Source organism: Streptococcus suis (assembly GCF_019794615.1).
Classification (GTDB): Bacteria; Bacillota; Bacilli; order Lactobacillales; family Streptococcaceae; genus Streptococcus; species Streptococcus suis_AI.
Genome location: NZ_JAIMDU010000005.1, coordinates 64186 through 76780, shown reverse-complemented (window position 1 = coordinate 76780; position 12595 = coordinate 64186). Strand labels below are relative to the sequence as shown.

The 12595-nt window shown below is 40.2% G+C and carries 13 protein-coding genes; all 13 read right to left on the bottom strand.

The window, feature by feature from the left end:
- On the bottom strand, window positions 1-1901 hold a 1901-nt coding region (locus K6V43_RS11630), incomplete at its 3' end, for a GBS Bsp-like repeat-containing protein (protein ID WP_222381500.1).
- 263 nt (window positions 1902-2164) lie between these two features.
- On the bottom strand, window positions 2165-3016 hold the full coding sequence (gene rfbD / locus K6V43_RS02640) for a dTDP-4-dehydrorhamnose reductase (RefSeq protein ID WP_172130477.1): 852 nt from the start codon (window positions 3014-3016) through the stop codon (window positions 2165-2167).
- Window positions 3017-3068: 52 nt separating this feature from the next.
- Window positions 3069-4115 carry a dTDP-glucose 4,6-dehydratase gene (gene rfbB, locus K6V43_RS02635; RefSeq protein WP_222381498.1) on the bottom strand — a complete coding sequence of 349 codons (1047 nt, stop codon included), beginning with the start codon at window positions 4113-4115 and terminating at the stop codon, window positions 3069-3071.
- Window positions 4116-4304: 189 nt separating this feature from the next.
- Window positions 4305-4790, bottom strand: coding sequence for a phosphoribosylanthranilate isomerase (locus K6V43_RS02630; RefSeq protein WP_216806870.1), 486 nt, complete (start codon window positions 4788-4790; stop codon window positions 4305-4307).
- A complete protein-coding gene (locus K6V43_RS02625) occupies window positions 4790-5383 on the bottom strand; it encodes a dTDP-4-dehydrorhamnose 3,5-epimerase family protein (protein WP_222381497.1) in 594 nt (197 codons plus the stop codon). The genes K6V43_RS02630 and K6V43_RS02625 overlap by 1 nt, the downstream gene beginning before the upstream one ends.
- Window positions 5383-6252 (bottom strand): glucose-1-phosphate thymidylyltransferase RfbA, encoded by an 870-nt coding sequence (gene rfbA / locus K6V43_RS02620; protein WP_172006591.1) that lies wholly within the window; start codon window positions 6250-6252, stop codon window positions 5383-5385. Before rfbA ends, K6V43_RS02625 begins: the two co-directional genes overlap by 1 nt.
- A 162-nt stretch (window positions 6253-6414) precedes the next feature.
- Window positions 6415-8136 carry an IS1634 family transposase gene (locus tag K6V43_RS02615; protein WP_222381495.1) on the bottom strand — a complete coding sequence of 574 codons (1722 nt, stop codon included), beginning with the start codon at window positions 8134-8136 and terminating at the stop codon, window positions 6415-6417.
- A 278-nt stretch (window positions 8137-8414) separates the two neighbouring features.
- On the bottom strand, window positions 8415-8963 hold the full coding sequence (locus K6V43_RS02610; RefSeq protein ID WP_222381494.1) for a DUF6036 family nucleotidyltransferase: 549 nt from the start codon (window positions 8961-8963) through the stop codon (window positions 8415-8417).
- A complete protein-coding gene (locus K6V43_RS02605) occupies window positions 8956-9243 on the bottom strand; it encodes a hypothetical protein (RefSeq protein WP_222381492.1) in 288 nt (95 codons plus the stop codon). The genes K6V43_RS02610 and K6V43_RS02605 overlap by 8 nt, the downstream gene beginning before the upstream one ends.
- Window positions 9244-9473: 230 nt before the next feature.
- Window positions 9474-10298, bottom strand: coding sequence for a ZIP family metal transporter (locus tag K6V43_RS02600; RefSeq protein ID WP_222381489.1), 825 nt, complete (start codon window positions 10296-10298; stop codon window positions 9474-9476).
- 149 nt (window positions 10299-10447) lie between these two features.
- Window positions 10448-11242, bottom strand: a complete 795-nt coding sequence (locus K6V43_RS02595; protein ID WP_222381486.1) for a Nif3-like dinuclear metal center hexameric protein — start codon at window positions 11240-11242, stop codon at window positions 10448-10450.
- Window positions 11232-11915 carry a tRNA (adenine(22)-N(1))-methyltransferase gene (locus tag K6V43_RS02590; RefSeq protein WP_160864482.1) on the bottom strand — a complete coding sequence of 228 codons (684 nt, stop codon included), beginning with the start codon at window positions 11913-11915 and terminating at the stop codon, window positions 11232-11234. The genes K6V43_RS02595 and K6V43_RS02590 overlap by 11 nt, the downstream gene beginning before the upstream one ends.
- Window position 11916: 1 nt before the next feature.
- A complete protein-coding gene (locus K6V43_RS02585) occupies window positions 11917-12591 on the bottom strand; it encodes a DnaD domain-containing protein (protein WP_160864483.1) in 675 nt (224 codons plus the stop codon).
- Between the last annotated feature and the right edge of the window lie 4 nt (window positions 12592-12595).

Here is a 12595-nt window from a genome sequence, read left to right as displayed (position 1 = left end):
TTTTTATTCGGAAGAACGCCATAGCTGTGCACAAGGTACAGACCAGATTCATAGTTGTGATTTTTTATATCAACCGATACCTTATAACTGCCATCTGATTGACGAATACCCTCATACCATTTAATATCGTCTTGATTTTTACTGTTGGTCCATGTCGGAACCTGAATACGTGTATAATAATCGGGAACACCTGTTATCACTACATCAAAACCAGTCAAACTGGTCTGGGTTATCGTTTGCTTAATCTGTGGTTGAGGAACAGTGTAAGTAGTTTGTGCCAAGGCTACTAATTTTTTATTCGGTAGAACACCGTAACTATGTACAAGATACAAACCAGTCTCATAGGTGTGATTTTTTATATCAACCGATACCTTATAACTGCCATCTGATTGACGAACCCCCTCATACCACTTTATATCATCCTGATTCTTATTATTAGTCCATGTCGGAACCTGAACGCGTGTATAATAATTGGGAACACCGGTTATCACTACATCAAAACCAGTCAAACTTGTTTGAGTAATCGTTTGCTTAATCTGTGGTTGAGGAACAGTGTGAGTAGTTTGTGCCAAGGCTACTAATTTTTTATTCGGAAGAACGCCATAGCTGTGCACAAGGTACAGACCAGATTCATAGTTGTGATTTTTTATATCAACCGATACCTTATAACTACCATCTGACTGACGAATACCCTCATACCACTTTATATCATCTTGATTATTAATATTTGTCCATGTTGGTACTGTAATACCATTGAAATAGTTAGGAACATCAGAAATAATTACTTCAAATTTAGATTCTGAAATTTTAACAATTTTTTGTTTTGGAAGTGGCTCTCTTACATCTAAAGTTATTGCATCCAAATAAACCATCTTACCATTACGGTTTGCGTAAGTATGAATCTGATATTTACCGTAGTCACGATGCTTTCTCAAGTCTGCATAAGCTGCACCAGTTTGGTCTGCATTATACCAAATAATGTCATCTTGAGAATTTTTTTCTGACCAAACTGCAAATTTAATAACTTCACCATTGTTAATCGGACGAGTATACTTAATTTCTAGCAGTTGGTCTTTTTGGACAACTTTAGTAACTGTCGAATCAGCCGAAGATGAACTAGTGTTTGTTTGGGCCGACGATTGTGTAGACGTACTTGAGCTTGTTGCAACTCTCATAAGTGACGCAGATCGCAACTGTGTACCAATAGAGCTTGAAGACTGAACACTGCTCGGTTCCGCCTGATATGAGCCGTCTGAAACAGTATTAGCAATCTTCTTTGCCAAAGAATCATTGGATGATATTACCTCTTCAGAAGGATTAGTCGATACCTCTGTTAGCGTTGTGCTACTTACTTCTGTTGATGATGAAGTCGTTGTAGAACTTGAATCACTGGTTTCATTAGAGTCATTAGTAGATGTCGAAGATGTTGAATCCACAGTCTGTGCTGTTGCTGATGTTTCAATTGTGTTTACATCGCTTGAACTCTGTTGTGTTTCAGCTTCTTTTGACCAGGTGAAATGATAGTCACTCATAGCATGTGAACTGCCATCCACCAGATTGACAACCAAAGCCAAAGTAAATGCCTGGTCTTCATCAGAAAAACTTGTTCGGTCTAAATAAGCAACATATTGCCCCTGAGCATCAATAGTAAATGCTACTGCTTTACCAGCATTTGATGCCGATTTAAATTGACCTGTGACGCCAACAATTTCTCCAGTGACGTTAGAAAGAACTGCTTTCATTTGGCCAGCTTCTTCAACAACAGACAATTGGCCACCTGTATTAGGAAGACTAGGCACACTAACTAACTGACTGGGAGCCTCTAAACTATCCGCTTGCACAACATAACCGCTCAAAGTCATTGCACATACAGATAAAAAGAATATTGTTCTCTTTTTCACATTTTCCTCCTCAATATAGTTACTAAAATAATAGACTCAACTGCATTTTACGATTTATCTTAAACATATATTAAAAATACAATCTGCAACTTAAATTATAGCATAGATTTCAAAATATGAACAAAATTCTTCAAATTTTTCTTATTTTCATTCGGAAAAACATATCCAAAGACTGATCACCTTCATATATTGTACAGAAAAAACGATTCCCAGATTTTTGAGAATCGCCAAAATAATTTGAATTAATAAATCGACTACAATTTCTACTGTTTCCCTTGCTTATAAAACTCTTCCAAGGCTTCTTGCCATGTCGGGATGACAAATCCTGTCGCCTTTGCCTTATCCAAGCTCATGGTTGAGTTGAAAGGACGCTTAGCCTTGGCTGGGAACTGGCTAGAATCCACTGGCAATACCTTAGTGTTGGTATCCTTGAGGATTTCTGTCGCAAAGTCAAACCAAGTCGTATCTTCTGCCGCATCGTTTGACAAATGGTAGTAGCCAAATGCTTGCTTAGTGTCCACCAAGTGTACCATGAATTCCGCAAGTGTACGAGTCCAGGTTGGACGACCGTGTTGGTCATTGACAACGGTCAAGGTGTCTCGTGTTTGAGCAAGATTTTGCATGGTGAAGACAAAGTTTTTACCGTAGTTACCAAAGACCCAAGCCGTACGAACAGTGTAGAACTTGTCTGCAAACTTCTCAACTGCTTCCTCACCCAAGCGCTTGGTACGACCGTATTCAGATTGCGGATCTGGTTGATCATCTACTTGCCATTCTTGACCGACTGGCAACTCACCGTTGAAGACATAGTCTGTTGAGATATAGACAAGGGTTGCACCGTATTTAGCTGCTGCCTTGGCAACATTTTCAGAACCTGTTACATTAATTTTGTAGTTTAGCTCCTTGCCTTCATCTTCAGCCATATCAACTGCTGTATAAGCAGCACAGTGGTATACAACCGTTGGTTTGACTTCCGCAAAAAAGGCATCCACCTTGTCTGCGTCCGTGATGTCCATTTCTGCTACGTCGGCAGCTACATACTCAACACCACGCTCATCTAATAAGTAACGCAATTCTGTACCCAACTGACCATTTGCACCTGTAATTAATATCATGTCTACTCCTTATTTTAAGAAAGGCTTGGACAAAAGCCCAGCCTTCCATTTCTTATTTAAGCACTTCTTGTGTCTTCGCGTAGTTAGCTTCTACAGCCTCTTTTTCAGCCTTCCACCAGTCTTGGTTGTCAGTATACCACTGGATCGTTTCTTCCAAACCTTGAGAGAAGTCTGTAAATTGTGGTGTCCAGCCAAGCTCGTCACGAAGTTTGCTTGCATCAATAGCATAGCGCAAATCGTGTCCTGCACGGTCCGTCACGTGGTCGTAAGCGTCTTTTGGTTGACCCATTTTTTCAAGAATCAATTCAAGCACTTCTTTGTTGTTCTTCTCACCGTCAGCACCAATTAGGTAAGTTTCACCCATACGGCCTTTTGTCAAGATTGCCCAAACACCAGTCGAGTGGTCGTTGGTATGAATCCAGTCACGGACGTTTTTACCTTCACCGTACAGTTTTGGCTTGATACCTGCCAAGATGTTGGTGATTTGGCGTGGGATAAACTTCTCGATGTGTTGGTATGGTCCGTAGTTGTTTGAACAGTTTGAAATGGTTGCTTTGACACCAAATGAACGCACCCATGCTTTGACAATCAAGTCTGAAGCAGCCTTGGTTGATGAGTATGGTGATGATGGGTTGTAGTTGGTTTCTGCTGTAAATTTCTCACCTGGACCTTCGCCATGACCTGGTAAATCTTCACGCAAAGGAAGGTCGCCATATACTTCGTCAGTTGATACATGGTGGAAACGGATGTCGTATTTACGAGCCGCTTCAAGAAGAGTATAGGTACCGATAAAGTTGGTATGGATGAACGGACTTGGGTCGTTGAGAGAGTTGTCGTTGTGGCTTTCTGCCGCATAGTGAACGATTGCATCTGCCTTAGCAGCCAATTTGTCAACCAATTCAGCATCTGCAATGTCGCCAACAACAAGCTCAACTCGGTCACCAAGGATAGCTTCAATATTAGCCTTGTTTCCTGCATATGTTAATTTATCCAACACAGTTACGTGAACGTCTGGATGGTTGTTATAAACATAGTGTACGAAGTTGGAACCGATGAAACCAGCTCCACCAGTTACGATAATATTTTTAAATTGAGACATTTTTTTCTCCGAAAAGTTTTTTTCTTTTTTGATTGTTTCCTTAGGTAGTGGGGTCGTAAGCAACCACCAAGGTGTTTCATTACTAAACCATGAGCCTAAGGTCTCATGGTTACCCCCGCTCCTTAGCAAAGCAAAGGAGCTTCTCACTACGGCCATGACACACAGAACTGCTCGCTTTGCTCACTTTTTTTACCTCAAGATTTCCTTCAAGTAAGCAATCTTGGTAAAGTCTTTTTGATTGTTATTTTCTGCACGGTAGGAATCTTTTGAAGAGGCTTGGTAGATTTTCAGGTATTGGTCAAGTGTCGGTAGGTAATAGCGAACACCTGCTGTTTCTAGTTCTTCCAAATCTTCTAACTCTACTCCTGCAAATTCAGGCAGTGAATGAAGTCCACCGAACTCAACAGATAGGCCGTCCTTATGAAATTCATGTTCATGACGGTCAACTAGGACATAACCCAACTGGTTCATCATGGCAATCAGCACATCTGCACGATAGATCCGTTCGTCATCTGGGGCTTCCCAGCCACGTGGATCACTAGGAACATGAATATCTAAATCTCCTGCCTGCCAGTCCTTCCCTGTGCGCCTTTCCAAACCAACTGAGCCCATTAACAAGGGGGTAATTCCTAGCTTGTTTAACTGCTCCGCTATTTCCAAAAAGGCTTGAAACATTAGAGGTCCTCTTTTCTCAAAGGCTTTACGTCCTTGAGGAGTGGGTGGTTTTTATCTGCTTCTGAGACTTCTGCTTTTTCTAAGTTTTCCCACTGGATGTCGAGGCTAGGGTCAGCGTAGTTGACGAAAGCATACTTAGGCTTGAGTTCCAAAGCCCAGTAGTCGTTAACCAAGTAGCTGTAAGCCACGAAATCTGACAAAACTTGGAAACCATTGGCTACTCCGCGCGGAACGAAGATACCTTTTGAAGCATCAATAACGGTTTGGTAAGTATTACCGAAGGTCTCTCCTTCACGAAGATCGACCCAAGTTCCCAAGACTTTTCCACCGTCTGCTACTGAAATGTATTTATCCCAAGGCTCTGCGTGAAGACCACGAAGAACGTTTTTGCGGGAGAAGGAAACGTTATTTTGTAATTTTCCTTCTGCAAAAAAGCTTTCTGGGAAGCCGAGTGGCAACATTTTTTCCTTTTGGAAGTTCTCCTTAAACCAGCCACGGTTGTCGCCATGAACTGGAATGTCAAATTCTAACATCCCTGGAATGCCTTCAACTGGACGGGCTGCGAGTGTTTTACCGAAAAAGTTTTCTGTCATTAAGCTTCTCCAATCAAACGGAGCAAGTATTGTCCGTATTCATTTTTCTTGAGTGGCTGTGCCAATTCGTACACTTGTTCTTTTGTGATGTAGCCCATGCGGTAGGCAATTTCTTCCAAGTTTGCCACTTGAACGTTTTGCAAACGTTGAACTGTTTCGATGTATTGAGCTGCTTCCAAGAGACTTTCATGTGTCCCTGTGTCCAACCATGCAAAACCACGTCCCATCAATTCAACTGATAAATCACCGCGATCTAAGTAAGCCTTGTTTACATCAGTGATTTCCAGCTCACCACGAGGAGATGGTTTGATATTTTTCGCAATCTCAACGACATCATTGTCATAGAAATACAAACCTGTAACTGCAAAATTTGATTTTGGATTCTCTGGTTTTTCTTCGATAGAGATAGCATTCATATCTGCGTCAAACTCAACAACACCAAAGCGTTCTGGGTCTTTTACTTGGTAACCGAAGACAGTTGCTCCTTTATCTTTGCTTGCGGCACGTTGCAACATCTTGGTCAAGCCATTTCCATGGTAAATGTTATCCCCCAAGATAAGGGCTACATGGTCGTCACCGATGAATTCTTCGCCGATAATGAAGGCTTGTGCAAGTCCATCTGGGCTTGGTTGTTCTGCATATGAGAGAGAAATTCCCAACTCAGAACCATCACCAAGCATATCCTTGAAACGTGGTAGATCCTGAGGAGTAGAAATAATTAAGATTTCTTTAATCCCAGCCAACATGAGTGTTGACAATGGGTAATAAATCATTGGTTTGTCATAAATCGGCATCAGCTGTTTAGAAGCTGCGCGTGTCAATGGGTAGAGACGAGTCCCAGACCCACCTGCCAGAATAATACCTTTCATATAAGAGTACCTACCATCAATTAATATCAGTTCATTATACCATATTTTTCATCATACTGTCATAAGAAAAAAAGCCGTACTTATTTCCCAAGTTTATCACTTAAAAAAGCATAAAGAACAGCTAACCCCTTGCCTATCAAGGGATTTCACTGTTCTTTTCTCTTATTTTTTTGTTGTGTATGGACGTTTCCCATACTTCTTAAGCGTTTCAAATTTGACAATTCCATTGGTCCAATCAAACCCCAAAAGCTTATTTAACTCCTGCATATCGGAATTCTCTTGAAGCCTATAGTAATCATCCCTCAATCTTGTGGCCTTTGCACTATTTAGAGCAGAAGTAATCCGTTCTGGACTCATTTTCCAGTCAATCTGATGTTGGAGTAAGCGTAAGTGAACCAAGGCAATAAAGCATGTTAAAAAGTGTGCTTGAATATGTTCTTCTGTCCAAACATAGACTGGACGACTTTCTAACTCCATCTTAGTTACACGGAAGCAATCCTCAATTTTAGACAATTCCTTGTAGGAAGCAAGCATAGCCTCATCGCTCATCTCAATCTCACTGGTCACAAGGACATGAACTCCATCAAATTGAGCATCAAATTCGACCTGTTCTTGGTCGATTCGGATAAGTGGTGAAAATGGTTTAACCTCTCCGGTTTCCTTATCCAAATAGCTCAATTCAAGATATTTCTTTCCGCCCTTCTTACTCGTTTGTCGAAACAATTCCGCATCAGTTAGCTTATTGGCATAGTCAAGAGCCCCTTCACGTCGAATCCGTTCTCTATCTTCATACTTCTTTGACCAGGTCAGTAGTACTTTTTCTCTAACGGTTGGAGAATCCTTCTTGGTCCCAAGTTTTCTCTCTCGAATGTAAGACTTTTTAGCGAAAGTGATCTCTTGATTAAACTGCCAACCAGATTCTTCCAATATTTTTTCTTGAATATCCTTCGGAGCACCTCGTTTCCCACGGTGCTTTTGTGAAAAGAGCCAGCCATCTCCTTGCTTCTCCATAGCTGAAACATTATTTTGACTATTCATTGCCTTATCTGCCACAACTACAATTCGTTCAATCCCAAATTGTTTCTTTACTTCTTCAACAGCAGGAAGATAAGTCACAGGGTCTGTCTGATTGCCTCTGAATAATTTATAGCTGATTGGAATACCGTTGGTATCCATAAACAATCCCAGTTGCACAATAGGCTTAGGTCTGTGTTCCTTACTAGGTCCCCTCCTACGCAAGCCCTCTTTGAGAATTGTTCCGTTCTCTGATACCTCTTCACTATCAGGGATATCTGTTTCAAAGTAGTAGTTAGTAACATCATAGAAAACCAGACGAGCTTCACGCTTTGTCCGTCGACTTACTTCCTTGTGCAGATGTAGTTGAAGGTCCTCTTTTAGTGAATTCAAGAGATCCAAAGAACGGTAGATAGCATTGCGACTAACTGACCAATCTCCAAACAAATCACCCTGAGAAGCATACGTCGCAAGTTTACTATTAGGATGTAAGATGCGCTGAAAGACAAGTAGCTTTAGTACTTGAACCAAGTCGTAGTCAGCCTTATGAGGTCGGGATTTTAAAAAATGAGATAACTCCAATTCCTCAAACAAACCATCTAGTACCATCCAACCATAAGACTTGTCTGGTTCATACATAGGCGCAAGCAAATCATAGTCAACTGTTAGAGTTTTCTTATCTGTTAAAATCCCTTGCTTAGCTTCTTGTTTTAATCGGTCAAGAATAGCGGGATCGTCTTTTTCAAGTTCGTCCAATAAGCCATATTTTTTGAGAATCCGCTGTTTGACCTTGCCATCTTTACGATATCCCTCGACTAGGTAGACATGGGTCCGACCTTCTTTGTTCGTTGTTGTTTTGATAAATGCCATAGTTACATTATAACATACATAACCATATACAACAAGGATAATGATAAAAATTATTTAAAAAATTCAACTATATCAAGCACTTATGGCATTTTTTTGAAAAATTAAGTGAGAAACTCGGGATTATACCATATTTTTCATCATACTGTCATAAGAAAAAAAGCCGTACTTATTTCGTACGAATCTTTTTACTATTTGCTATTTGAAAGTAATTGACCTTCCTTTACTTCATCAGCAACTCCTTTTTCAACAAAAAAGCGATTTCCAGCGGAAATCGTTTTCTAAAATTGGCTAAATTCTTCAGTATGTTCTCTCAAATATTTTGCCAACCATTTCATGCCATAAGCAATTTCAAAAACTTCTAGAACAATTGATATATCAAGATGAAAACCAAACTCTTTGAGTTTTTGATGAATCTCTTTAATTGACTTAATTTCCTCAAGTTTAACAATCTCTCCAGCATCTTGCTTATCCCTATCTCGTCCACTTTCCAATTTCATTCCTAAAATGTACGTAAGAGGAGGGACAAGAATTTTTAAATTTGAAAAACAAAATGCTAAATTACAAATAGAACGAGGTGGTATTTTGTTCAAGTTAGCAACATTGTTATTTAGCCACAACTCATCAGGTTCATTCACATTAAAATCATCTCCAACTTTGGCAATAATTCTTCTAATCTTATCATTTTCTTTATAAAAAGCATCAACATCTTGTGTTCCTCGAAGATTGTAATACTCAAGAACAAACCCTCCAACACAGATAATTTCAAGATCTATGTTTTCTTTTGATAGTTCCGTATTGAGAGCTTCAAATAAGATTTTCTTATCCATAATTTCCTTCTCTAAATAATTTTAAAATATCTTTAGACTGGCTTTTGCGATTTGCTTTTAAAACATGTTCTCTCGTATGAGTACCATCAGTTAGTGCGTCCTGTAAGGTTATCTTTTGGAATGGAGTTAAGGTAGGATTTTTCAATAATCGTTCAACATCATCCGCTGTTAATTTTGTTTCTTTATCTTGAATAACCTTGTACAGATATCGAAACCATAAGTCTCCGTCACTTCCTGCATGTTCACTTGCTCTTACCATATATTCGTACCAAGTTGTCATTTTTTATCACCATCCTTTTTGACAAGGGTGAAATTGTCATCCTGCTGTTTTCTCCAAAACTAGAAAAATCATTTTGGAATACTCTAAAAATAGTAGGTTTCCAATTGTTGAATCTACACCTGTACACAATAGTTAAAATTCCCTTTATAATACACTGTAGCACACGAAAGAATCATTTTCAAGCATTTTAAATAATTGAATTTTAATCTATATTTTACATTAACTGTCTTTCACCCCAGGGCAACATCTAAAATCATCATAATAATAAATCCAGCCATGAGTCCCAGAGTAGCAATATCTGTATTGCCATTTGTCTGTGATTCTGGAATGAGCTCCTCTACGACAACGAAGATCATTGCACCAGCTGCAAAGGAAAGGGCGTAAGGTAAAATAGGGGTCATAAAGGAAACTGCAAAGGCGCCAAGTACAGCTGCGATTGGTTCAACGATAGCAGACATTGAACCCCAATAAAAGGCCTTCCAACGCGATGCACCGTCAGTACGAATCGGAATAGCCAAGGCAGCTCCCTCTGGAATATTTTGTATCCCAATACCAAGAGCCAAACCCAAAGCTCCAATAAATGCTGCTGAACTATTATTAGCAGCAAGAGCACCAAAGGTGACACCAACTGCTAAGCCTTCTGGGATATTGTGAATGGTAATGGCTAAAAATAAGAGGGCAGTCTTTGATAATTTTTTTCGCTCTCGCTCGTCTCCACCCTCAGCTTCCTCCTTGTCATTACCTAAATGCAAATGTGGAACACCTGCGTCAACCAAACGTAAAAAGATACCACCTGCTGCAAAGCCGACTGCTGCAGGAATCCATGCAAGATTGCCATAAGTCTGCTCAGCATAACTAATTGAAGGAGCAAGCAAAGACCAAAATGACGCAGCAATCATAACACCTGCTGCAAAGCCTAACATGGTATCCAACAAGCGCCGACTGACCGTTCTAAAGAAAAAGACAACAGCAGAGCCGACAATGGTGCAAAACCAAGTAAATAAACCAGCCAAGAGGGCCTGTAAAACTACAGGCTGGTGTGTTAACCAATTCATAATAAACTTCCATTCTAAATTAACCTAACATATTACAATAATTAGGATACCCTAATTGCTAACAAAAAACAAGCCTTTTTTCTAAAAAAGCCACGCAAAAACGTAGCTTGACTGTCTATATTTGATGTGAGCCAATGTCAGGTCACTGGTTATAAATGTCTGAATGGATTGGTTGAAACTGTCGATACAAAGATCTCCACTTCCCAACCTTCTTCCTTTTTCCAAGTTTCCAACAAATCAGCAACTCGACTGATAAACAAGGCTTCGATATGATGCCCTGGATCAATAGCCAGCAACCCTTTTGTTAACATGTCTTGACCTGTGTGGTAGTAGATATCACCGGTGATGTAGACCTCAGCACCCTTATCAAGGGCTGTCTGATAATAAGAACCTCCGCTCCCACCACAGATTGCAACTCGACTGACATATTGTTGTGCCTGATGGCCATAAGTCACTAGTCGTACAGCATCAAGACCAAAGACAGATTTAACATTCAAGGCCAACTCTTCTAATGTCTGCTCTGCTATTGTTCCAACACGACCAAGCCCTTGACCCTCTGATGTCTCCAGTAAATAGGTTGTATCATGGATACCCAACAACTCGCAAAACCAGTCGTTAAGCCCACCACTCACTACATCTATATCAGTGTGGCTAACATAGACCGCAATATCATGTTTAATCAAGTCCAGATACATCTTCGTCTGTGGATTGTCAGCCACTAAATCCTTAATTGGACGAAAAATTGGAGCGTGCTTGACGATGATCAGGTCTATCTGTTTATCAATAGCCTCTGCCACAGTCGTTTCACGGACATCCAAGGTGACCATTACTCGCTGGATTTCCTTGTTCAATGTTCCAATCTGCAAACCAGTTACGTCACCCTCCATGGCCAAAGATGGCGGACAAAAGGATTGGTAACGATCAATGACGTGCTTAGCTAACATGAAGAACCTCCTTTATTTGATCCATTTTTTGGGAAATAGCGGAGCGATCGCTGTGGCGTTCAAGAGGTACTTGTTCCAAAGCTAAACTCAGCTTATCAAACTCCTTAAGCCACTTTTTCTGAAAAACAGGGGATTGTTTGATGGATAAGAAAGGACCAAAGCGCAATTGAGCAGCTGTCAAGTCCATTGAACCTTTTTCTGCTACCAGAATCTCATAAATCTTATCGTTCTCTTCTACAATCTCTTCAGCAATGAGCTTAAATTGATTCTGAACCAACCAATTTCGAACATCATCTTCGCGATTGTTTGGTTGTAAAATGAGCCGTTCAACCGAACCCAACTTTTCTTTTCCAGCTTCTAAAATATCGGCAATTAAACGCCCTCCCATACCAGCTATGGTCACCGCTGAAATCTGGTCTTGTTCCTCTACTGCAGCAAGTCCATTGGCCAGCCGTACCTGAATCGCATCAGATTGACCTGCCAGCTCAACATTCTGGAGCGCTGACTGGTAGGGACCTTGAACGACCTCACCAGCAATGGCAAAATCAATGCGCTTTTGCTCTACCAAAAAAAGAGGGAGATAAGCATGGTCACTCCCCACATCAACTAATCGTGCCCCTTGTGGCACAAAATCTGCGACTGTTTCTAGTCTTTTTGATAATTTTGTTTCCATATTACTCTTTCCAGAGGTTCATTGCATCAAGAAAATCACTGGAGACAGTTACATTCTTAGGATTCTGGATGTCTCTTTCTATATTTTTAGCTTCTACCTGTGCCACTGTGGTTATTCCTTCACGGCGCCAGTTTCGCAAAATAGCCTGGATATATTTCCAATTGGTTTTATTGTTAAAAACAGCTTCTTTCAAAGCAGCTCGAACCAAGTCAACAGAAGTTTTGTCATCTTCAACCGTCTTTTGTAAATCTTCAATTTCAAATGGGGATAGGAAGCGACCCAATTCCCTTTCAAAATCTCCAACCAAGGTTTTCAATTCATTTTCAGACCGAACTATTTCAACAGGTTGTTTTGGTTCTAATAGCACATCTAGTTTCTCGAGTGCAGGTAGTGCATCAAAAATCATTTCGATTTCTCCTGCGATACTGATCGTTTTAAATTCTAATAGCCCAGCTTCTTGCAGGTTTTCAATTGCTTGATTGACCTGTGCCACTGTTTTTCCTGTAGCCTGAGCAACTTCACTAGGGGCTAACGATTCCAAATGTGAGGTATTTTGATAAAAGAAAAACTGCCAGATAAGAAAATCATCTGCTGATGAAAATAATTCTTTGTAATGTAACAAAAGAGCTGCAGGAATGACTACATTCCCTTGTCGAAATTGCTGTGAATAATTCATATAT